This is a genomic window from uncultured Brachyspira sp. (assembly GCF_949287625.1).
Lineage (GTDB): Bacteria > Spirochaetota > Brachyspiria > Brachyspirales > Brachyspiraceae > Brachyspira.
In genome coordinates, this window is sequence record NZ_CASEGO010000029.1 from 1 (window position 1) to 24,380 (window position 24,380).

At 28.1% G+C, this 24,380-nt stretch carries 14 protein-coding genes and 1 pseudogene; 8 read left to right on the forward strand and 7 right to left on the reverse strand.

Annotated features, from left to right (window positions below; genetic code table 11):
* A pseudogene (locus Q1X91_RS06285) lies at positions 1-8,328 on the reverse strand (hypothetical protein); the annotation flags it as partial.
* Between the two features lie 681 nt (positions 8,329-9,009).
* On the opposite strand from Q1X91_RS06285, the gene Q1X91_RS06290 reads away from it, so the two are divergent.
* Genes Q1X91_RS06290 through Q1X91_RS06315 form a run of 6 tightly spaced genes read left to right on the forward strand, consistent with a single transcriptional unit; the run spans position 9,010 to position 14,732 of the window.
* Positions 9,010-10,431, forward strand: coding sequence for a sulfatase-like hydrolase/transferase (locus tag Q1X91_RS06290; protein WP_300754617.1), 1,422 nt, complete (start codon positions 9,010-9,012; stop codon positions 10,429-10,431).
* A gap of 40 nt (positions 10,432-10,471) precedes the next feature.
* Entirely contained in the window at positions 10,472-11,515 is a 1,044-nt protein-coding gene (locus tag Q1X91_RS06295; protein WP_300754621.1) for an ABC transporter substrate-binding protein, read from the forward strand.
* Positions 11,516-11,542: 27 nt separating this feature from the next.
* A complete protein-coding gene (locus Q1X91_RS06300) occupies positions 11,543-12,376 on the forward strand; it encodes an ABC transporter permease (RefSeq protein WP_013112691.1) in 834 nt (277 codons plus the stop codon).
* A gap of 12 nt (positions 12,377-12,388) precedes the next feature.
* On the forward strand, positions 12,389-13,183 hold the full coding sequence (locus tag Q1X91_RS06305; protein ID WP_300754631.1) for an ABC transporter permease: 795 nt from the start codon (positions 12,389-12,391) through the stop codon (positions 13,181-13,183).
* Between the two features lie 19 nt (positions 13,184-13,202).
* Complete coding sequence (locus Q1X91_RS06310) at positions 13,203-13,961, forward strand: ABC transporter ATP-binding protein (RefSeq protein WP_300754634.1); 759 nt, start codon at positions 13,203-13,205, stop codon at positions 13,959-13,961.
* Between the two features lie 18 nt (positions 13,962-13,979).
* On the forward strand, positions 13,980-14,732 hold the full coding sequence (locus Q1X91_RS06315) for an ABC transporter ATP-binding protein (RefSeq protein WP_013112694.1): 753 nt from the start codon (positions 13,980-13,982) through the stop codon (positions 14,730-14,732).
* A gap of 342 nt (positions 14,733-15,074) precedes the next feature.
* Here Q1X91_RS06315 and Q1X91_RS06320 read toward each other — a convergent pair whose 3' ends face one another.
* From Q1X91_RS06320 to Q1X91_RS06345, 6 genes are all read right to left on the reverse strand, one after another.
* Complete coding sequence (locus Q1X91_RS06320) at positions 15,075-16,109, reverse strand: LacI family DNA-binding transcriptional regulator (RefSeq protein ID WP_300754638.1); 1,035 nt, start codon at positions 16,107-16,109, stop codon at positions 15,075-15,077.
* 595 nt (positions 16,110-16,704) lie between these two features.
* Positions 16,705-17,346 carry a phosphate signaling complex protein PhoU gene (gene phoU / locus Q1X91_RS06325; RefSeq protein WP_300754640.1) on the reverse strand — a complete coding sequence of 214 codons (642 nt, stop codon included), beginning with the start codon at positions 17,344-17,346 and terminating at the stop codon, positions 16,705-16,707.
* 44 nt (positions 17,347-17,390) lie between these two features.
* Positions 17,391-18,188 (reverse strand): phosphate ABC transporter ATP-binding protein PstB, encoded by a 798-nt coding sequence (pstB, locus tag Q1X91_RS06330; protein ID WP_300754643.1) that lies wholly within the window; start codon positions 18,186-18,188, stop codon positions 17,391-17,393.
* A 14-nt stretch (positions 18,189-18,202) separates the two neighbouring features.
* The gene (gene pstC / locus Q1X91_RS06335) at positions 18,203-19,993 is read right to left on the reverse strand and encodes a phosphate ABC transporter permease subunit PstC (protein WP_300754646.1); all 1,791 of its coding nucleotides are present in this window, start codon (positions 19,991-19,993) and stop codon (positions 18,203-18,205) included.
* 106 nt (positions 19,994-20,099) lie between these two features.
* Positions 20,100-20,906 (reverse strand): substrate-binding domain-containing protein, encoded by an 807-nt coding sequence (locus tag Q1X91_RS06340; RefSeq protein ID WP_300754649.1) that lies wholly within the window; start codon positions 20,904-20,906, stop codon positions 20,100-20,102.
* 217 nt (positions 20,907-21,123) lie between these two features.
* The gene (locus Q1X91_RS06345) at positions 21,124-21,636 is read right to left on the reverse strand and encodes a DUF2147 domain-containing protein (protein ID WP_300754652.1); all 513 of its coding nucleotides are present in this window, start codon (positions 21,634-21,636) and stop codon (positions 21,124-21,126) included.
* 144 nt (positions 21,637-21,780) lie between these two features.
* Between Q1X91_RS06345 and Q1X91_RS06350 the strand changes: the two genes are divergently transcribed.
* Both Q1X91_RS06350 and Q1X91_RS06355 read left to right on the forward strand, forming a co-directional pair.
* Positions 21,781-22,905 carry an aminopeptidase gene (locus Q1X91_RS06350; RefSeq protein ID WP_300754654.1) on the forward strand — a complete coding sequence of 375 codons (1,125 nt, stop codon included), beginning with the start codon at positions 21,781-21,783 and terminating at the stop codon, positions 22,903-22,905.
* Positions 22,906-22,917: 12 nt separating this feature from the next.
* Positions 22,918-23,412: a GNAT family N-acetyltransferase gene (locus Q1X91_RS06355; RefSeq protein WP_300754657.1), complete on the forward strand. Its 495-nt coding sequence runs from the start codon at positions 22,918-22,920 to the stop codon at positions 23,410-23,412.
* Positions 23,413-24,380: the final 968 nt, after the last annotated feature.

A 24,380-nucleotide genomic window follows, 5' to 3' on the forward strand; every position in this document is an offset into this window, starting at 1 on the left:
TTCTTTCTTACCTTCAGAAGATTCTAAATAGCTACTAATATTTTCTTTAGCTTTTTCTAATTGTTCCAAAAGCTCATTGATACGTACATCTTTCCAGCTAGATATATCTTTATCTATGCTTTCTATTTTGTAACTTAAATCATTAAGATAGTTTTCAAATCTTTTTTCTACTGCATTTTTAACTTCTTCAAGTTCATTATGCATTTCTGACGCATATAAACTTCTTATCTTAGTACTGTCTGACCAAGTATCTTCAAAATAAGTTATGCGTTTCTCTAATCTGTCTCTGAAATCTATACTGTCTTTTTTGAAGTTATTAAATAATTCATCTATTCTTTTTACTTCATTAGAAAATAAGCCTTCTACTGTTTCATTATCACCTAATATATTTATTAAACTTTCTTTTAGAGAATCAATTTTATTTTCTAAATCTTCTCTGTCTTTTAGAATATTATTTTCTAATTCTGATGATTTATTTATAGAATCATTTACAGCATTTTTTATTATATCAATATCTTTATTTAATGCTGATATATTATTGCTTATATTTCTGTCTATATAGTCATTATTTTCATTTATTTTATTTTCAATATCAGCAAATTTACCGGACAAATTGGCAACTTCATCTTTCAAATTAACATCTGCAGTATACATGTTATTTTTTAATTCATGCAAGTGATTTTCTAAATCTTCTAATTTAGAGAAATCATTTTTTATGGCATTAAAAGATTCCTCTAATGCCTGTTTTTCTAATGTTAATTTATTTACTTTATCCTCTTCTTTTAAAGTTCTTATTTCAGACTTTAAATTATCTATTTTTTCTAATAGAGAAAGTTTATCCTCTGATAAAGCATCTTTAAGATAATTAATATCATTTTCAGAATTATTTACTCTATATAATAGAGCATTAGTAAACTGTTCAAAAGCATTTTCTATTTTTTGTTTTTCTTCATCAAATAGGGCAGGGATATCCTCTTTTCCTGCATTAATTGCTTCTTCTTTCAAAGTATTGAAATTATTTTTAAGCTCATCTATTTGGCTTGATAAAAGTTCTTTTTCAGATGTATGCAAATCCATAAGTTCATCTCTGTCAAGAATAGAGCCTTTTATCATATCCAATGATTCTTCAAAATCTATACTAAGCTCTTTATATCTATTTTTTATATCAGATATTTCACTATCTAGTTTTGAAGATACATTGTATATCTCATTATCTATTTTAGAATTAAGAACTCTTAAACTATCTTCCAACTCAGAAACATAATTATTATAGTCTAATAATTTTTCAGAAGCATCTCTTTCTAATCTTTCAAGAGTAGCATTAATTTTAGTGTCAGCTTCTTCATTAAACTTAATTACAGCTTCATTCAAGTTATTATTAAGAGTATTAAATGATTCTCTTATCATATCATCTAATTGATTTTTAGTATCATTTAACACATTTATCTTTTCATTAACCTGATTATCTAACTTTAATGAATATTCTTTTAAATACTCATCTATATAATTTTTTTCATTATTAAGATGTTTAGCTTCTGTTTCTTTTCTAGCTTTTTCTATTTCTGCTTTAATTCTGTTAGTGTACTCTGATAAAGAAGACAAAGAATCTTTATAAGTATTATTTATAAGTTTAGAATAATAATCATAACCTGATTGTATATCCTCTAACAGTTTAGAACTTTCTTCAGATCTATGGTGTTCTATATTTTTTATCTCTTCATCATATTTGTTTACAGCATTATTTACTACAGATTGTATCTCTTCCAATCCTCTAGCTATATCATCTGATACTTTGCTGTCTACTACAGACAATCTATTTTCTATCTCTTCTATCTTGCTATCTATTTTTCCGTAGAGAGAGTTTTCTTTCTCTTCAATTTTTGATAGTATATCAGATAATAACTCTTCTTTCTTACCTTCAGAAGATTCTAAATAGCTATTAATATTTTCTTTAGCTTTTTCTAACTGTTCTAAAAGCTCATTAATACGTCCGTCTTTCCAGCTTGATATATCTTTATCAAGAGAATCAATTTTTTCTTTGAAATCATTGATATATTCATCTCTCCAAGAAGATGCATCATTATTAATAGTTTCTATTCTGTCATTTAAATCATTAAGATAATTTTCTAATTTAACTTCAGTTTCTGCTTTTATGCTGTCTAATTCATCTCTCAAATCAGCTGCATACAAACTTCTTATTCTGTTACTGTCAGACCATATATCCTCAAAATAATCAATACGTTTTTCTAATCTGCTTCTAAACTCAGCATTATCAGTTTTGAAGTTATTAAATAATTCATCTAATTTTTTTACTTCCTCAGCAAACATATTTTCTATATTTTCATTTTTACCTAATACAGTAAATACATTATCTTTTATCGAAGTAAATTTATCATCAAGCTCAGAAGATTTGCTTATAGAATCTTTTATACTGCTTTTTATATTGTCTATATTTTCAAATAAATTATCATTGTCTGCAGCAACTTTCAATTGGAAATCTTCAAGTCTATCGTTTAAATGATAAAAATTGCTTTCCAAATCATTTAATTTAGAGAAATCATTTTTTATAGCATTAAAAGACTCTTCCAAAGACTGTTTGTCCAAAGCAAGCTGAGCTATGGTATTATCTTCTTTTATTGATTCTATATCTCTTTTAATATTTTCAACTTTTTCTAAGAAAGAAGCCTTATTTTCTGATATAGCATCTTTTACATTATTAATATCATTTTCAGAATCCACCATTCTATCTAGTATGACATTAGTAAAATCTTCAAATGCTTTTTCTATCTTTTGTTTTTCTTCATTAAATAGAGTAGGTATATCCTCTTCATTAGCTTTTAACAGTTCATCTTTGAAAGTATCGAAATCTGTTCTCAAAGTTTCCATCTGCTCAGATAAAAGTTCTTTTTCTGATGACTGAAGCTCCATAAGTTCATCCCTATCAAGGATAGAACTTTTTATCATATCTAATGCTTCATCAAAATCAGTGCTCAAATCTTTATATTTTGTTCTAACATCAGATATTTCACTATCTAATTTAGAAGAAATATTATAAAGTTCATTATCTATTTTTGCACTAATAGCTCTTAATTGTTCTTCCAAGTCAGACATATATTTCTGATCGCTAAACAATCTTGCTGCTGCTTCTCTCTCTAATCTTTCAACAACAGAGTATATTTGAGTATTTGCTTCTTCATTAAATTTAGATATAGTATCATTCAAATTAGCATTAAGAGTGCTGAATGAATCTTTTATCATATCATCTAACTGAGCTTTACTTTCAGTTAATATACTCAATTTATCATTAACATGTGCTTCTATTTTTTCAGAATAATCTAATAAATAATCATCTATATAATTTTTTTCATTAGACAAATGTTTTTCTTCAGATTCGGCTCTTGCTCTTTCTATTTCTTTTTTAATATTATCAAGATGAGTTTCTAATTCTGCCACAGCATCTTCATAAATTTTATCTATCATTATAGAATATTCTTCATAATCTTCACGTATACTGTTGCCCAAATCTTCCATATCAGATATTAAATCTTCAGCTTCATTTGCTCTATGATGTTCTATTCTTTTTATCTCTTCATCATATTTTGCAACAGATTCATTTATTCTATTATGAATACTTTCAAGACTATTGCCTATAGCATTATTTAATTTTTCATCTATATCAGAAAGTTTATTTTCAGCATTCAATATCTTCTCATCTATGCGTGCATATATTTCACTTTCTTTATTTTCTATACTGCTTAGCATATCAATTAAGAATTGATTTTTCTTAGATTCAGAAGTATCTATAAAACTTTCTATTCCTTTTCTTGCATCTTCTAACTGAGCAAGCAAAGTATTCAAATTACCATTTTTCCAATCATATATATCCTCTTCAATTAATTTCATTTTCTCTTTTAATTGAGCTATATGATTATCATATTTAACATCAGCTTCTTTTCTTATATTTTCAACCTCTTCTCTTATATCTGAAGCATATATACTTTTTATTCTAGTATTATCAGACCATACGTCCTCAAAATAAGATATACGTTTTTCTAATCTGTCTTTAAAATCTTCATTATTAGAAGCTAAACTTTCAAATATAGAGTTTAATCTTTCTTTTTCATTATTTATTAAAGATTCAACTTCATTTCTATCTAATAAACTAGACATATTGTCTCTAACAGTTTCAAAATTTTTATTAAGATTTTCTATGTCTTTATAGAGACCATTTGAATCTTTTTCTATCTTTTCTTCTAAGTTATCTCTAAAACTTTTTAGTTTATCAGATAAATCTTTAACATCATCTTTTAATCCGCTGTCAATACCTTCCATTCTATTTTTAAGAGAAACAAAATCTTTTTCCAAATCCATTATCTTATCAAAATCATCTCTTAAAGCAGTTAAAGAGTTTTCAAGAACAGCTTTTTCTTCTGATAAAACAGTTACAGTGTTATCATCTTTTATATCATCAACATCTTTTCTTAAAAGTTCTATCTGAGATATTAAATGACTTCTCTCTTCAGATAATACATCTTTTATATAATGTATATCGCTTTCATTGTCAGTGAGTCTCATAAGCAGGTTCTTACTAAACTCATCAAACATTCTCTCTATTCTCTCTTTTTCCTCATCGAATAGGGTAGGTATCTCTACTTCATTAGTTCTTATTATATTATCTTTAAATAGTTCAAATTCTTCTTTTATATCTTCTATCTGATTTTTAAGAAGTTCTCTTTCACTATCATGCAAATTTATTAATTCTTCTCTGTCTATTATAGAAGATTTAATTTCTTCTATTCTGTTATTAACATAATCACTGCTGTCTGAAATATTAGATTTTAACTCTTCTATCTGTTCAGACAAAGTTTCTTTTATAGTTTCTATAATATTAGATATATCATTTATTTTTTCTAGTCTAGCCTCATGATCATCTAATATAGCAAGCACATTTTCATTATTAGATATTAATTTATCTGCCTGTTCTCTTAATCTGTCATCAACATTATCTTTTAATGATATAAACTCATTTCTCAAATCCTCTAATGTTAAGCCAAGACTGTCTCTAACTTCTGCTGCTGTATTAGATATAACTTTTTCAGCATGCTTTTTAATTTTGGCAATGGACTGCAATGCTTTTTTATGATTAGCTTTTCTTATTTTAGCTAATATTTTAGAAAAACCGCTGTATAATGTATTAAATGAATCATTAAGCTCTTCATTTAGGCGATTAACCTCTTCATCTATTTTTGAAGATGCTTTATTCAAATAATCATCTATATAATTAGATTCATTAGTAAGATGTTTAGCTTCAGATTCTTCTCTTGCTTTTTCTATCTCATCTTTCAAAGTATTAACATGCTCATTCAAAGAAGTTTTTTCTTTGTTATAAAGTTCTTCAAGCATATTAGTATACTGTTCATAATCTTTTCTTATACCAGCACCTATATTTTCTACATCTTCTATAATGCTTTTATTTTCTTCAAGTCTATAAGTTTCTATTTCTTTTATTTCATCTTGGTATTTAGCTATAGCATTATCTATTAATGATTTAAGCTCATCTAATTTTTTGGAAGTATCATATTCTATATTTGTAAATATACTCTCTGTTCTTTTAGCAATTTCATCTTTTTTATCTGCTATATAAGAATCCATTTCTCCTGTTTTAGCATCGACAACAGACTGCATGTTATTAGCATTATCAATTATTTCATTGATTCTTTCACCTAAATTTTCTATACGCATTTTATATTCATCTGTCATTAAGGAAGCATGATGTTTTAATTCTTCATAATCATCTTTTAGATTATTAGAGTACTTCTCAAGCATAGCATGATATTCTGCACTTATAGCATTCAAATCTGCTCTTCTTTCATCTAATACTCCGTCAATTTTTTTATCCAAAGAATTATATTTATCCTCTATATCAGACATTAATTCTTTTTCTTTATCTTCAGCATTTTCATACACTTTATTTATTGTACGTTCAAATACATCTCTTCCATTTTCAACTCTATGCAATATATCTTCAATTTCATCTTTTATTTTATTCATACTCTCTCTTTTTTCATTTAAAAGAGTATCAAATGAATCTGTAGCCTGACGAAGTTCGTCATGAAGCATATCAGCTACTTCTTTTTTAGTTTCTTCATTAAATTTGATATTTTCATCTACAGCAGCATCTACTTTATTTCTAAAATCATCTAAAGAATTTTCTATGCTGCTCATTAATGCATCATGTCTTTTTTCACTTTCATCAACCTGACTTATAACAGAATCTATACTATCAGTTATAGCTTTCATTTTAGTTTGTTCATAGTCATCTAAAACAGTTTTTAAATGAGATTTCAAACTATCTATATATGCATCGCTGTAGTCAGATATTTCTTTTTTAATGCCTTCTATTCTGTCTTCAGCATCTTTCATTCCTACATCCAATTTTTCATTGGCTCTGCTTACCAATCCGTTAATTTCTACTGAAGTTTTTTCTAATATTTCTAAACGTTTTTCTATATTGTCTTTTATATTAGATTCTGTTTCTTTGCTTAAAGTATCTATATCAGAAGAGGCTTTATCATACTGTTCTTTTAAACCTGATAATTTTTCGTCAATAGCAGTTAAATCAGAAGATGTATTTTTTATGTATATATTAATATTTTCTTCCAACTCGTTTTTAACAGTTGCAAACAACTTTTCTATTTCATTTACTCTATCATTAGCCTGAGTTTCTAAATCTTTATACAAATACTCTTTTTGAAGGCTTAAAGAATCAAGTATTTCTTCCTGTTTATTATTAAGTATAGATATTATTTCAGAAGTTTGATAATGTGTTTCATCTATTTTATCTTTTAAAAGATTAGTTTCTGTCTCAACATCATTTCTAAGCTCATTAATTTCTGCTATTAAAGAACTTCTGGCATTATCTATAGAATATTCCATATCATCTTGAGCTCTTGTTAAGATATCATCTTTTAATTTATCTATGTCGTTAACAATATCTTCAAATCTGCTTTCAGCTCTGAGCATAGTTTCTTCGCTCATACCATCTATAGATATGATTAAATCATTAAGTTCTTTAGTTTTGTTTCTATAAAGAGTTATAACACCATCATCTTCATTTTCAAGAACATTTTTTATATGATTAGAGAAATTCTCAACTTCGGCTATAAATCTGTTATTTATATCGTCTTTTAATACTGAAAACTCACTTTCTAACTGGTGAGCTTTCTCAGCATAATCTTTACTTATATAATCAGCTTTATCTTTTATATCATCTATAGATTTTTCCAAAGAATGAGCTTTTTGCTCTATAGAATCCAAGAACTCTTCTCTGTCCATACTTATTTTTTCAAGACCCTCTTTTAGGGTAGAGTAGAGCATTTCTTTAGTTTTTTCCATTTCATCTTGGAACTCTAATACACTTGATTCTGTTATAGAGTTTAATCTGTCATGTATAGTATCTCTTAAATTATTTAATTCTGTTTCAAGTCCGTCTTTAGACTGGCTTAAAGTTTCATAACGGTTTTCTATATCTTTAGATTTAACATCAATTTCATCAGCAAATGATGAATATTTGTTTATAAGCTCATCTCTTCCTTTCTCAAATAGTTCTGCAAGCTGCTCTATATTATGACGAGCTGTTCTTTCAGCAAGCTGAGTAAGCTGATTTGTAAATAATTCTTCTTTTTTGGCAACATGAAGTTTGAATTCTTCTGTAAGAGCAGATATTTTTTCTTTTTCCTGTTCTGCCATAGTACTGTAATGAGCGTCTCTAGCTAATAAATTAGTTGTAAGGGCATCAAATCTCTTATAAAGTTCGCTCTCAAACTCATTTAATTTAGAATTATAAGATTCTATTAATTTATCCTGTATAGACCCTACATTTTTTTCTAATTCTGACATTTTAGCCTTAACATCAGATATTCTTTTATATGTTTTTTCTATAGTATTACGTTCTTTTAATACAGTATCTACTTTATTAAGTATCTCTAAATAAGCCTCTTCAAGAGAATCAACTTGTTCCTGATACTGCGAAACTGCGGCTTTATAATCTTTATATGATTCTATCCTTTTATTTAGTTTAGCTAGATCCTCCTCCATAGATTTGCTTATAAAACCAGCTTTTTTAACTGCTATTTCCAAATCTATAGCATTATCTCTAACCTCAGAAATTTTCTCTTCTACAATACCTTCCAAAACAGCTTTCTCTTCGGCAAACATATCATTAAAATTATTATCATTATAATTTTTTTTCCTATTGATTACGCTATAAATACCGATAAGTAATAGAGGTACAACAAAAGTTAGTATTAATTGAAGAACAGGGTTCATGTAAAAACTCCGCAAGTATAGTATATTAACATAATTCTATATTATGTTAATGTATATGTCAATAGTGTTTGCAGGTTTTAATTTCTGCGTATAGTAAAATATGAGAAAAAATAAAATTTTTTAATAAATTATAATTGTATTCTCTTCTATAACATAATACTTATCATTATAATATAAACAATAGGCTATATAAATATTTCAGAATAATATAACCATCAAAAATTAATAATATAATTTAAGGCTTGTTTCAAAATCTATTACAAACAATATAAGTGCTGCAATTTTGTTTTTTTATACAGTTAATAATACAGTTAATATCAAAAATATATATTACAGCTTTTATTTAGAGTGATTTTTTATATATTATTATTTTCTAATGTAAAATAACATTATGCAAATAATATATAAAGATCTAGTATTTCTCTAAGCATATAGTTTATATAGTATATAACAGACACAAAATAACTTGGAAACATAAGTATGCAGAGTATCGGTAAAACCCTATATAAAATTACAATAGAGCTAATAATATCACTATATATAACTATAAAATTAGAATAGTTATGATATATAAAAAGATAAACTCAAAAATATTTAATAAAAAAATTGACAATTAGAAATTTATTTACTATACTATATATATAAATGTTACAGTACACGCAACTATAAAAGAGATTAAAAATGAATAAAAAAACTAATATTATATTAATAACAGCAGACCAAATGAGAGCTGATTCTATAGGATATATCAACGAAGAAGTAAAAACCCCAGTATTAAACGAATTAGCAGAAAATGGAAGCGTATTTACCAATTCTTTTTGTTCGAGTCCTGTATGTACACCATCAAGAGCATCAATATTTACTGGAAGATATCCTATGAATACAGGTGCTTGGAATATAGGTACAGAATTAGATGAAGATGAAATAACACTGGCAGATCATCTAAAAAAAGAAGGTTATTTTAATATAGCTTCTGGAAAAATGCATTTCAGACCGCAGCTCAAAAATCTTAACTGGGAATTTGAATATGTAGCTAAAAGAGACAGAGTAAGAGAAAAAGATAAAACATATTTCGGATTTGATATTACACATATAACAGAAGATGATAAACAAGGTGAATATTTAGATTTTGCCAATAGTCATGGATGCAATTTGGAAACTGGTAAAGGACATGATGGAATTAACCCTATAAAAGAAGAATTACATCAAACTTATTGGACAGCTCAAAAAGCAATAGACGAAATGGATAATTTTGATTTTGATAAACCGTTATTTATGTGGGTTAGTTTTGTAGATCCGCATCATCCTTTTGACCCTATAAAAAAATACTATGATATTTATAAAGATATTAAACCTAAAGAACTTAACAGCAAATTAAAATTAGATAGCAAAAGACCAGAATATCTAACCAAACAAGGAGATAGAGGATATTGGCCTGGAGGAGGTGAAGAACATAACTATTCAGAAAAAGAAATTGAAGAGATAAAAAAACTGTATTATGGTATGATTAGTTTTATAGATGCACAGATAGGTAGGATTATAGATAAATTAAAAGAAAAAAATGAATGGGATAATACAATAATAATATTTACAAGCGATCATGGAGAATATTTGGGGGATTACGGATTATTAAGAAAAGGTCCTTTCATGTATGACTGCCTCATAAAAACTCCTTTACTATTTTATGGAAAAGATATTATAAAAAATAAAAGTGATGAGATAATAGAAAATATAGATATAGTACCAACAGTATTGGAATTAATAGGAAAAGAAGTACCTTATGGTATACAAGGTCATAGCATAAAAAATATACTTATAGGAAAAGATAAAGAAAAAACATACAAAAAAGGTGCTATTGTTACTTATGATGCTCATGATAGAGGCATATTTATAAAAACCTACAGAACTAAAAAATACAAACTTTCTATATTCTTAGATGAAGAATACGGAGAGTTTTATGATTTGCAAAAAGATCCTAATGAGGAGAATAATTTATTTTTTAATAAGGAGTATGATGAAATAAAAAATAAATTAATTCTTGAAATGTGTCATAAGATAATAGAATGCAGTGATCCTCTAAATAAAAGATATGCTAGTTGGTAATTTTTATTTAAATATATATTAATTTAAGGAGATAATAAAAATGAAAAAAACATTAAAATTTATTATTACGCTATTAATTGCAGTTACAAGTTTGTTTATATTAGCCTCATGTGCTAATAAAGGCTCATCATCTTCTGGAGATGCCAAAACATTAAAAGTAGCTGTAATGCCTTTTTTAAACTCTGTACCTATTGAGTATATGATAAATAACAAATTGGATCAAAAATATGGTTTTACAATTGAAACTGTATATTTCCCATCAGGCGGTCCTATGAATGAAGCATTAGGTGCTGGTTTATGGGAAGTTGGTACTTTAAGTGCTGCTTCTGTTTATTCTTTAGCTAATTATAATGCTCATGTTGTTGCTGATATAGGACACTCTGAAGGCGGAATAGAAGTATTAGTTAATCCAGACTCCGACATTTTAACTGTAAAAGGTGTTAATAAAGACTTTCCAGAAGTTTACGGAGATGCTGCTACACTAAAAGGTAAAACTATAGCTGTACCTACTGGAACAATATCTCATTTAAATGTTATACATTGGTTAAGAGCTATAAATGTTGATCCTAATACTGTTAATATAGTTCATATGGAATTCCCTCAGGCATATCAAGCATTAAAAGCAAAAAAAATAGATGCAGCTGCTTTAAATCCTCCTACTTCTTTTTCTGCTGAAGCTGACGGAATGAAAATAGTTTCTAGTTTAACTACATTAAATATACCTCAGTTTGACTCAATAATAGTATCAGATGAAGCATTTAATAATAAAAAAGATACTATAGTTTTATATATTAAAGCATTCTTAGAAGCATGCGATGCATTACAAGCTGATACTAATATGGCAGCAGAAGAATTATTAAATTGGTATACAAAAAACGGATCAAGCTCTACTATAGAGGCATGTCAGTCTGAAGTAGCTACTCGTCCTTTTGTTACTACTGAAGAAATTAAAAATATAAAAATAGGAGATTCTGTAAGAGTAACTGCTGACTTCTTTGCAAGCCAATCACTTATTACAGAAGATAAACTTCCTATTGTTGATAAAAATGTAGATACTGAATTATTAAATAAAGCATTGAATTAATAATATAATTGTAAAGGACTTTATAAAATGGAAGAGAATATAATAATTAATTCCTCACTTAAAGAAAAAGAAAAAATCGTCATAGCCAATAAAAAAAGAGAGAGAAATAAATTTTTTATTATATCTGTAATATCTGTTGTAATATTTCTTATAATATGGCAGTTAATAACAGATGTATTTAAATTATTTCCTTCATATTCTCTTCCAAGTCCTTATACAGTTTTTAAATCCTTTATTTATAAACTTACAAACAAAGCACCAGATAATGGTACATTATTCCAGCATATATTAGCTTCTTTGCAAGTAGCATTAACTGGTTATTTTTTAGGTGCTGCTATAGGAATACCGCTTGGCATATGTATGGCTTGGTTTAAAAAATTCAATTTAGTAGCAACTCCATTATTCGACCTTATAAGACCGATACCTACTATAGCATGGATACCTATGATGATATTATGGTTTGGTATAGGATTAGGAGCAAAATCAGCAATAGTATTTATGTCTGCATTTGTACCTTGCGTTATTAATACATACAGCGGAATAAAAGCCACTACACAGGTACATTTATGGGTTGCTCAGACTTTCGGAGCTTCAAGAGGACAAATGCTTAAAGAAGTTGCAATACCTACAGCCTTGCCTTATATATTTACAGGACTTAGAGTATCATTGGGGGCTTCTTGGACTTCTCTATGTGCTGCTGAAATGCTTGCTGCAAGCAGAGGTTTAGGATTTATGATACAGTTAAATAGACAGTTAGCTAGGGCTGATTTAATAATAGTTGGTATGCTTACAATAGGGGCAGTAGGTGCTATTCTATCAGTGGGATTAGGATATTTAGAGAAGAAATTTGTTAAGAGATGATAAGGGGTATTTATGAAAGATAAAAAAAGAATTAAATTATCCGATTTTGAAAAACCTATTTGGGCAGTCATATCCATAGCAGGATTTTTGGTAGTATGGCAGTTATTAACAACTTATACCCCTATAAAAATAACTACACCTAAACCATTAGAAGTATTTAAATTTTTAATATGGAGTATAAATCATAATATAGGTCAGCAAACCATATTGGGACATGTACTAATAAGTATATTCAGAGTATTAGCAGGTTTTGCAATAGGTGCTGTAACAGGAATTATACTAGGTATATCTATGGGAGTAAATAAATATGTAAGAGCTGTAGTAAGACCATTTTTTGAAGTATTCAGACAAATACCTCCCATAGCTTGGATACCTATGGCTATACTTTGGTTCGGAATAGGGGAGGTTCCAAAAATATTTATAATATTTATTGGTACTTTCGTTAATGTTACTTTAAACGCTTATGCAGGAAGTTCACAGGTTAATCCCACTTTAATAGGTGCTGCTAAAATGCTTGGCTCTAATGAAAGAGATATATTCTTGCATGTTATACTTCCAGCTTCAGTACCTCAAATATTTAATGGAATGCAGGTAGGTTTTTCCGTAAGCTGGATGGGTGTATTAGCTGCTGAAATGGTTAGTTCATTTGCAGGTGTAGGCTGGGTTATAATAAGAGGGTCTGATACAGCAAATATTCCTCAGGTTTTGGCTGGTATGATAACTATAGGTATAGTTGGTTTATTATTATCTTCTTTAATGAGATATATAGAAAAAAGATTAACTATTTGGAATTCTACAGGAATATAAAATTAATTTAGGTTGTATTATGGAAAATAAAACTATTATAAAAATGAATCATGTAAATAAAGTATTTTTCAGCGAACATGGATATAAAGAAGTCATAAAAGATATTAGCCTTGAAGTTAAAGAAAATGAATTTGTGGTATTATTCGGACCAGGTCAATGCGGAAAAACTACATTAATAAATTTAATAGCAGGATTAGAAACATCTGAAGACTCTGATATAGTAGTTAATGGCAAAAAGGTAACAGCACCGCACCCTGAGAGAGGGGTTGTATATCAGACTACAGCTTTATTTCCATTTTTAACCGTTATGGAAAATGTAGAGTTCGGTCCTAGAGCAAGAGGCATACCAAAAAAAGAAAGAAGAGAAAAAGCCAAATATTATATAGATTTAGTAGGTCTTAACGGATTTGAAAATAGTTATCCTAATCAATTATCAGGAGGTATGAGGCAGAGGGTAGGTATAGCGAGGGCTTACTGCAATGAACCAGTTGTAATGCTTCTTGATGAGCCTTTCGGACATTTGGATGCACAAACAAGGTATATGATGGAAGAAGAAATTGAAAAAATTTGGCAGAAAGAAAAAAGAACTGTTGTATTTGTTACTAACAATATTGAAGAAGCTGTATATTTAGGTGATAGAATAATACTTCTTACAAATTGTCCTACAGTTGTAAAAAAAGAATATATTATAGATTTGCCAAGACCTAGAAAATTAACAGACCCTAATTTCTTAAAAATTAGAAATGAAATAAATGACAATATGGATATAACTCTATAACATTAAAAGGATATACTTATGACAAATGATACTAGAGAAGTTAAAGTAAAAGTTTCAAGACTTACAAAAAAATTCGGAGATTTATTGGTTTTAAATGATATATCATTTGATGTTATGAAAGGTGAGTTCTTATGTATAGTAGGTCCTACAGGATGCGGTAAAACTACATTCTTAAACAGCCTTACTAAACTATATAAACCAACCTACGGGGCTATACGAATAGACGGCGAACATGTAGATTTGAAAAAACATGATATAGCATATATATTTCAGGAATATTCTACTATGCCTTGGCTCAAAGTAGAAGAAAACATTAAATTCGGATTAAAAATAAAAAAACTTCCTCAGGATATAATAAATGAAAGGGCTGATAAGGTTATAAAAATGGTAGGGCTTGAAAAGTTTAGAAATTTTTATCCAAGCGAACTTTCTGCTAGTATGCTTCAAAGAGTAGTTATAGCTAGGGCATTTGCTGTAGAACCAGAACTTCTTTTAATGGACGAACCTTACGGACAATTAGATGTATCTTTAAGGTTTAAATTAGAAGATGAACTTTTAAATATATGGAAAACTTTGGGAACTACCATAATATTTATCACTCATAATATTGAGGAAGCAGTTTATTTAGGAGAAAGAGTTTTGGTATTGACTAATAAACCTACTTCTATAAAAAAAGAAATACATATAGATTTGCAGCATCCGAGAAATATTGCTGATCCTAAATTTGTTGAATATAGAGAAGAGATAACAGAACTTATAAAGTGGTGGTAAAATATTTATTAGTATATACCTAAACAAATACAGTTTGTCAAAATGAAGTTATATTTTGTTTTTAATATATGGGGCTTTGCCCCACACCCCAGTTATTTTATGACGTCTGTACGCCTGTGGCGAAAGAACTGCATTTTTAGCCTAAATTTTAAGTATTACCATACATTTAATACATATTTTTAAAATATAAAGTTCTAACAATTATGTTTTTCGTGAAGCATATCCGAAGGATAAAAACTTTTTTGTGCGGCAAAAAAGTTGATAATTTTGTATAATGTGCACCAATTGACAAAATAAAATTGTTCCAGTATATAACTAAAAATAAATAATTAATACAAAATACTATAATAAATTTTCTCTGAATATTACCTGTGTTTCTATATATGTGTATCTTTTATCTGGTATAGTTTTTGTAAGTAAATATTCAAATAAAACTTTTATTGCTCTGTATCCTTGTTCTTTTGGATTTTGTGTTATTGAAGCTATGATACCTCTGTCCAAAAGCCCATCTTTTACAACTTCCGAAAAATCATACGTTATAATTTTTATTTTATTATAAAGACCTAATTCTTTGACAGCATTTATAACATATTTACTGGTTTCTGCTCCCGGACATATGACTACATCTGTATCATTATATTTCAATAAATTATACTTACTCTTATCAAAATTGAGATTGTTATCTTTTTCCATTTCTATTATAGACTGAAGCCTGACATTTTGATAATCTGTTTTAAGTCTGTTTGCCAAACTATCAACACGTTTTTTATTACCAAGCATTTTATTAAAATTATTAGAAAATACAAGCAAATTAATAGGATTCCCATTAGATATAATATTTAAAAGAGAAGCTGCTATCTCTCCTGCCAAATCATAATTACAGCCGACATATGCTATACAATCATTACTATTTACAAAAGAGTTTAAAAGTACTATAGGAAAATTATTATGATGAAGCTCAGATATTTTATTTATAACTCTATTATCATTTATAGCAACTATTGCCATAGCATTAGCACCTTCTTGAACAGCCTCGTCTATAAGCTCTAACTGATTATCCGCATCAAAATCTTTACAGCGTTTTATAATAACAGACATTCTAAACTCTTCTATTTCTTTTCCTGCAATCTCTATACCTTTTATAACATCTTCAAAAAATACATTATTATAAGTATTGAGTACAGCAGCTATTTTGAATTTCTTTTTTCTTATGGCAAGAGATTTAGCTATTTTATCTGGCTTGTAATTTAATGATTTAGCAATATCAAGTATTTTTTGTTCAACTTCAGGATCAATACGTCCTCTGTTATTTAAAGCCCTATCGACAGTTCCTATTGAAACTCCTGCAAGTTTGGCTATTTCTCTTATAGTGGCCATATTAAAATCCTATTTTATTTAATTTTATAAACATAATATAATGATTTTATTTTTTCTGTCAAATATTTTATTATAATTTTTAATCATATAAAAAAATATAATATTGAAAAAATAAATATATACTTCATAAAAATCATAGCAAAATGGAACTTGATAAGAGTAGGCTAGGGGATATATATTATTTTTTAATAGCCTCGTTTCAAAGTACTTAAAAAGTACTTAACAAGAATATATATAAAATTTTTATATAATTTATTATTATTTACATATTAGCAGTATGACTAAAAACTGCATATATCAGACTTGTTTCAAAACTAATTTTATTTATAATTGCGGGGACTAGCCCCCACACCCCCACTTCTTTTGCCGTCTAGGCACCTACTCGGTGGTGACCCATACGAAGTACGCCTGCGGCGAGAAGCAAAAGGACTGCATATTTATATACTTAAATAATAAGTTATACAACATTTAAAACATTATTTTAATAATTTATGAATTAGCAAAATTTCAAATATAATCTTGTCAAGTACTTTTGAAACAAGTCTATTGTATAAACTATAAAATTGCAATAGATACATTAATTTAAATAACTATATTATTTAAATCTTTCTCCTGTTGTGTAATAATAAACCCATTTGGCTATATTTTCAGCATGGTCTCCCATTTTCTCAAAATATTTTGCTATCATCATTAAATATATGGCTTGATCAGCATTTTCAGCACCGCTTTTTATTAGCTCTACCATAGAATCACGCATTTTATAAAATAGTTTATCTACTTTATCATCGCTTTCTATAACATCTCTTGATAATTGAGCGTTCTTTTCTATGAACGCCTTAAGACAGTTTGTAACCATGTAGTCTATAATTTTAGACATTTCTATTAAAGTATCAATATTATTTTTATATAAATTACCTTCTAATAAAAATCTAATTAAATCGCATATATCTTTAGCCTGATCTCCTATTCTCTCTAGGTCAGTAGCTATTTTTAATGTAGCAGAAACTATTCTTAAATCTGTTGCCACAGGCTGTTCTAATAAAAGAATTTTTAAAGATGCACTTTCTATTTTGTATGATATTCTATTTATATTTCTGTCATTTTCTATTACTTGATTAGCAAGCTCTATATCTCCGTTTATCAAGGCATTAGAAGAGTTTCTTAAAGCCTCCAGTATCATATCTCCAGCTTCAGCAACATAATCTGTTAATTTATTTAATTCTTCAATTTTTTTCATTTATTGTTTCTCCATTTATTTTTATAAAATGTAAAAAATATAAATTATCCGAATCTTCCGGTAATATATTTTTCTGTTCTTTCATCTTTAGGTTTAGAAAATATTTCTTCTGTGTCATCATATTCCACTATTTCACCGAATAGAAAAAATGCAGTTTTATCCGATACTCTCATAGCCTGCTGCATGTTATGAGTAACTATTACTATAGTGTATTCATTTTTAAGTTCATTAATAAGATCTTCTATTTTACCAGTACTTATAGGGTCTAATGCACTTGTAGGCTCATCCATAAGAAGTATTTTCGGATTTACTGATAAGGCTCTGGCTATGCATAATCTCTGCTGCTGTCCCCCTGAAAGTCCTAAAGCATTTTTATTGAGCCTGTCTTTTATATCGTCCCAAATAGCTGCTTTTGTTAAACTGTATTCTACTATATCTGCAAGTTCTGATTTCTTTTTTATTCCAAATGTTCTAGGTCCGTAAGCTATATTGTCATAAACACTCATAGCAAAAAGATTGGACTTTTGAAATACCATTCCTACATTCTTTCTTAAATATGATACATTAACATTCTTATTGTAAATATTAACTCCTGCTATTTCTATATCGCCTTCTATTTTGCAGTTATCCACTAGATCATTCATTCTGTTAAAAGTTTTTAATAGGGTAGACTTTCCGCAGCCTGAAGGACCTATAAATGCAGTTGTGCTGTTTTTATTTATATCTATATTAATATTTTTTAAAGCCTGAAAACTTTCATAATACAGATTTAAATTTCTAGTTCTTATAACTTTATCAATGTTAAAATCAAAGTTTATATTATTATTTAATTCTTTAATCATGTAACCTCCATTTATTAATAATCTCTTTTCAGCTTTGTGTTAACAAAGAATAATAAAGCATTAAGAAATATAACCATAGTAAGCAGAATACTTGCTGTAGCAAAAGTTTGATTTATATAAAGTCCCTCGCTTGAAAACATCCACATCATAACAGAAAATGTACTTCCTGAACTTAAATATCCTCTAGGCATATATCTTACCGCACCTGCAGTATATATTAATGCTGCACTTTCTCCTACTATTCTTCCGATACTAAGTATAACAGAAGTCATTATTCCAGAAAAACCGCAAGGAAGTACTATCTTAAATATAGTTCTAACTTTAGAAGCTCCAAGTGCCAAACTTCCCTCACGTAAACTTGATGGAATAGATAATAATGTTTCTTCAGTTTGTCTTATTATAGAAGGAAGTATTATTAAAACCAATGTTAGAGAACCAGCTAATATACTTCTTCCCATACCGAAAAGATTTGAAAATACCAGCATGCCGAAAAGTCCGAATACTATTGAAGGTATGCCAGATAAACTGTCAGTAAATATTCTTATAACTGATATTAATTTGCTTTTAGATTTTGAATATTCTACCAAATAAATTGCAGCAAAAACTCCAAGAGGTATTGCTATTATTAATGACATAAAAAGTATCATGGCAGTAGAAACTATAGCAGGAAGAAGCGTCATATGAGAATTATCGCTTTTTTCAAATAAAAGATTAAAGTTAATATGAGGTATTCCTCTTATAAGTATAAAGACCACTATAAATATAAGAAAAAGTGTTGATACAATAGAAGCTGTTATTGAAATATATTTTAGTATATCAGCTTTTACTGTTGATACTTTCATTTTTACATTTTTAAATGAGAAATTATTTATATCATTTTTTAATTCTTTATTTCTATTGAGTAAACTGCTTAAAGAAAATGAAAAATATAAATTATTTCTTTTTAATAGAGAAAGTATAATATTTATCATAAGTATAAAAATGAGAAGTACAAATGCTGTTGCAATCAATGCCGACCTATGAATACCTGTTGCATATCCCATTTCCAAAGCTATATTAATAGTCATAGTTCTGAAGTATGAAAATAAGTCTTTAGGTATAAAAGGAGCATTTCCAGCCACCATCATAACTGCCATAGTTTCTCCTATAGCTCTTCCCATACCAAGCACTACAGCAGAAAATATACCAGATTTTGCAGCTTTTACTATAACGCCAAAAATAGCCTGAGAATGAGTATTTCCCAATGCTATAGCTCCGTCATAATAATATTTATATACTGCCTCTAAATTATATTTTGTAATAGATGTTATTGTAGGAAGTATCATAACAGCAAGTATTATAGAGCCTGCTAACACTCCTTCGCCGATATTATTCGGGGAGATATTTTTTAGAAAAGGTACTAATATTACCATTCCAAAAAATCCGTAAACTATTGAAGGTATTCCAGCAAGCAAATCTATAACTTGTGATAATATTGCTTTTAATTTTGACGGTGCAAACATAGATATATAAACTGCTGTAAAAAATCCGAATCCTCCTCCAAGAATTGTAGAGAGAATTGTTATATATACAGAGCCTACTATCATCGGAAATATTCCGAAACTTTTTGATGAAGGCGACCAATTCATACCAAAAACAAAATTTAAAAATCCTACTTCTTTAAATATTGGAATGCTGTAGATAAATATAAAAATACATATTGAAAATACAACTATAACCGAAAATATAGAACATATAAAAAATATATATTTCATAGTATTATCTAAAATTTCATTAATTATATGTTTATTAATATTGCTGTTCAAAATATATATCCTATTTTGTTGTTAATTTTTTATAAATAAAAAAATTTGTACTAATAAAAAAGCCGATATACAAATATTAATTGTTGTATATCGGCTTTATTTTTTATTAACTAGCTACATACCCATTTTCATTTATTACCGTTTTTCCTGTCTCGCTGTTTATGAAATCTAAGAAAGCTTTAGTTCCTGCATCAAGCTCAATTCCTTTTTTGGTGAATATGTAGAAAGGACGGTAAAGTTTATACGAATTATTCTGTATATTCTCTACAGAAGCCGCAGCATATTCATTTTGCCCTTTTGCTTTGTATGCCAGAGGCTTTATTGTATCATCAATAGAACCTAAAGATATATAGCCTATTTTTGATGAATCACTCACAACAGAAGTTTTTACCTTTCCTGTAGCATCAAGTATTTCTACTGTTGCAGGAAGAGGATTATCTTTGCCTATCAAGGTTAAATCTGTAAAAGCACTTCTGGTACCGGAACCGTCTTCTCTTGATATTGATTTAGTTATAGTACCTATTGCTGTATTATTCATATATAGATTGTATAATTCTTCTTCGCTTATTTGATTTATGTCTGCATCTTTATTTGCTATAATTACTATGCCGTCCTGACATAATAAATAGGAGTCAAGTCCTGAAAGCTCATCTTCTTTCAAATTTCTTGAAGCCATACCTATATCATTATTTCCGTTTACAGTGTCTTGAATTCCTATAGTAGAATCAGAAGTCTCTACTATTACAGTATAATCAGGATTAAGTTCTTCAAACTTTTCAGCCAATTTAAACATCAATGGAGAAACTGAAGAAGAACCTGTGATTACTATATCATTTGGATTTGAAGTACCTCCTGAGCAGGAAATAAGCATAAACATGCTTGAAATGATTATAGAAATAAAAATCTTTTTCATTTATTCACTCCGAAATAGTTTTTGCCAATTCTAAAAATTAACACAGTTCTTATATACTAGAAAAAAGATTATGTCAATAACAAAAATGAAATTTAATTTTTATTTTTTAATTTTTTACATAAAATATACATAGCTATGTTATAAATTAATATAATAATAAAATATGTTAAGTATATTATGTACACTTATATAGTTTTTTAAAGCATTAATATATTTTTTATATTCCTTTACCTTTTGCAGTACGAAGTTTATTTATAGGTATATCATTATATTTTGAGGATTCCTCTTTTGATAGTCTTCTCCATTTTACAGTTGCTCCTACAACTCCTGATTTATCGAGAGAAGCCTTTAACAGCAACGTATTTTTATCTTCAGTAAGATTTATATTAGCATAGTATGTACTTCCTTGATCTGTATGGTATATTCTTCCAGCAGTCCATTCTCCGTTTTCAAATACTATATCATATATAAATATTAGTCCTATGAGTTCTTTATCTCTTAGGCTTTTATTAGGATTATGTATATCTAATGTGCTTTTTACATTATTCTGCAGTTCTACAGCATATGCATAAACTTTATTATCTATAACTATTATTTTGGCAGTTTTCATTCTTCCTTTTGGTTTTTCAGGCATAGCCCAAAATCCTTCAACATCTTTTGCATTATTAGCAGCATATACTGAAGATGCAAATAAAAGAGTAAATAAAATTAATAATATATTTTTTTTCATTTTTATAACCTAAAGTAATTTTTTTATATATTTTATTATACAATTTAAATAATTTTTTACTATATATACTATTGATTTTATTGATTATTATTAATTAATTGTGTAAAATTGATTAATAAAATTGTTTTAAGGAGTTGTGTATTTATGAAAGACCCAAGAATAGAAAAGTTGGCAAAAACAATAGTTAATTATTCATGCAAATTAAAAAAAGGTGAAAAGGTTCTTATAAAATCATACGGAGTAGGTGATGAGCGTAATTTAGTTACAGCTATTATTAATGAAGTTTATAAAGCAGGTGCTAGTCCATTTGTTTGGAATCATGATCCTTATATAATGAGAGAATTATTAAAACAGTGTAATGAAGAGCAGATGAAAATTTGGGCTAAATCAGATTTAATGCTTATGAAAGAAATGGACGCTTATATAGGTATATGGGGCGGATTAAACAGTGCTGAGAACTCTTCTGTAAAGATAGAAAATAATAAGATATATGAAAAGTTTTATCTCAATCCAGTGCACATGAAAGAGAGAGTAAAAAATACAAAATGGGTTGTGATGAATTATCCTACACCGGCAATGGCACAGCAGGCTTCTATGAGTACTGATGAGTTTGAAGATTTTTATTTTAAAGTATGCAATTTAGATTATTCAAAAATGTCTAAAGCTATGGATAGTTTGGTTTCTCTTATGAATAAAACTGATAAAGTTAGAATAGTAGGAGATGGTACGGATTTAACTTTTTCTATTAAAAATATACCCGCTATAAAATGTGCAGGAGAGCTTAATATTCCAGACGGCGAAGTATTTACAGCCCCTGTAAAAAATTCTGTTAATGGTGTTTTAACTTATAATACCCCTTCTTTATATAGTGATGGTTTTACTTATGAGAATGTAAGGTTTGAGTTTAAAAATGGTAAAATAGTTAATGCTTCTTGTAATGATACTAAAAGAATAAATAAGATATTAGATACTGACAGCGGTTCAAGATATATAGGAGAGTTTGCTATAGGAGTTAATCCTTATATAACAGAGCCTATGAAAGATATATTATTTGATGAAAAAATTATGGGAAGTTTTCATTTTACGCCTGGTGCCTGTTATGATGAAGCTCCTAATGGAAATAACTCTTCTGTGCATTGGGATTTGGTATGTATTCAGACTAAAAAATACGGCGGCGGTGAGATTTATTTTGATGATAAGCTAATAAGAAAAGACGGAATATTTGTTATTGATAGTCTTAAATGCTTAAATCCTAATAATTTAAAATAATAAGGCATATATATGAGTGATAAAATAAATAATAATTTTTCTGTAAGATTTGCATCTCTCAATGATATACCTACAATATTAAAGTTTATAAAAGAGCTTGCTGCGTACGAAAAATTAGAAAATGAAGTTACGGCAACTGAGGATATATTAAGAGAATGGGTATTTGAAAAAAATAAATGCGAAGTATTAATAGCGTTAGAAAATAATACTGAAATAGGGTATGCATTATTTTTTCATAATTTTTCTACTTTTTTGGGAAAAGCTGGGATATATTTAGAAGATTTATACATAACTCCTAATTACAGGGGATTGGGATATGGAAAAAGACTTTTAAAAGAGGTTGCCAAAATTGCTGTTGAAAGAGGATGTGAAAGACTTGATTGGCAGTGCTTGGATTGGAATAAATCTAGTATTGATTTTTATTTATCACTCAATACTATTGAAATGAAAGGTTGGATTTCCTATAGGCTTAGTCATGAAAAATTAAAAGAATTTGCATGTATGTAATTTTATAGTATTTTTGATTTTATAATTTGTTTTTTCCATTTGAATAATATAATAGTATTCTACTGTGTACTTTGTTAGCCATAGTTTTTTGTTATTGGGTGTATGATAAGTGTTGATGCATATTAATACATATATAGAAAAAAATGCATTTTTTATATTAGACTTGTTTCGAAACTACTTGACAACATTAAATATGAAATTATTTAATGTTTCAAATTACAAATATAACGTTTTACATGTTATACTGGAACAATTTTATTTTGTCAATTGGTGCACATTATACAGAATTATCAACTTTTTTGCCGCACACGCTCTGCGGGCTTCGCCAAAGTTTTTATCCTTAGGATACGCTTCACGAAAAACGCAATTGCTAGAACTTTATATTTTAAAGATATGTATTAAATGTGTGGTAATACTCGAAATTTAGGCTGCACCTTGCCACAGGCACGCAGAGCGAAGGTGGACTTCGTCAAATGCAGTCTTTTCGCCTGCCTACGGCACGCAGAGCGAGGCGTACAGCGTATGGTTCTTTGTGTCACACCTGCCTACGGCACGGACAGCGTCACAAAAGAACTGGGGGTTGCCGACGCAAAATGCGGACTTCGTCGGCACACAGAGCGGGCACGACTGTGTGCTTCGCAGGGCTAGTCCCCGCAACTATAAATAAAAATAGTTTTGAAACAAGTCTATTTTAAGTATATAATTTATACAGCATGTAAAATATTTATATAATAATCAATATTATATAATTTTTGCATAAAATGACAAACTTGTAAAAATTATTTATAAATAGATTTTGAAACAGATCTAATATTTAATTATAAAACTAATATTAATTTTTAATTAAGTTGATACAAGTTAGTTAAAATGTGCACGGGTTCCATACATATTGCATTTAAGTATTCCTTAATTTCTTAAAGTATAGCATAGGAGTATCATAATTTAAAGTAGAATGTATTCTTTTATGA

Bases quoted from the DNA above. Each gene is read 5' to 3' on its own strand.
- Q1X91_RS06290 (WP_300754617.1), top strand. From the start codon at position 9,010: ATGAATAAAAAAACTAATATTATATTAATAACAGCAGACCAAATGAGA.
- Q1X91_RS06295 (WP_300754621.1), top strand. From the start codon at position 10,472: ATGAAAAAAACATTAAAATTTATTATTACGCTATTAATTGCAGTTACA.
- Q1X91_RS06300 (WP_013112691.1), top strand. From the start codon at position 11,543: ATGGAAGAGAATATAATAATTAATTCCTCACTTAAAGAAAAAGAAAAA.
- Q1X91_RS06305 (WP_300754631.1), top strand. From the start codon at position 12,389: ATGAAAGATAAAAAAAGAATTAAATTATCCGATTTTGAAAAACCTATT.
- Q1X91_RS06310 (WP_300754634.1), top strand. From the start codon at position 13,203: ATGGAAAATAAAACTATTATAAAAATGAATCATGTAAATAAAGTATTT.
- Q1X91_RS06315 (WP_013112694.1), top strand. From the start codon at position 13,980: ATGACAAATGATACTAGAGAAGTTAAAGTAAAAGTTTCAAGACTTACA.
- Q1X91_RS06320 (WP_300754638.1), bottom strand. From the start codon at position 16,109: ATGGCCACTATAAGAGAAATAGCCAAACTTGCAGGAGTTTCAATAGGA.
- phoU (WP_300754640.1), bottom strand. From the start codon at position 17,346: ATGAAAAAAATTGAAGAATTAAATAAATTAACAGATTATGTTGCTGAA.
- pstB (WP_300754643.1), bottom strand. From the start codon at position 18,188: ATGATTAAAGAATTAAATAATAATATAAACTTTGATTTTAACATTGAT.
- Q1X91_RS06340 (WP_300754649.1), bottom strand. From the start codon at position 20,906: ATGAAAAAGATTTTTATTTCTATAATCATTTCAAGCATGTTTATGCTT.
- Q1X91_RS06345 (WP_300754652.1), bottom strand. From the start codon at position 21,636: ATGAAAAAAAATATATTATTAATTTTATTTACTCTTTTATTTGCATCT.
- Q1X91_RS06350 (WP_300754654.1), top strand. From the start codon at position 21,781: ATGAAAGACCCAAGAATAGAAAAGTTGGCAAAAACAATAGTTAATTAT.
- Q1X91_RS06355 (WP_300754657.1), top strand. From the start codon at position 22,918: ATGAGTGATAAAATAAATAATAATTTTTCTGTAAGATTTGCATCTCTC.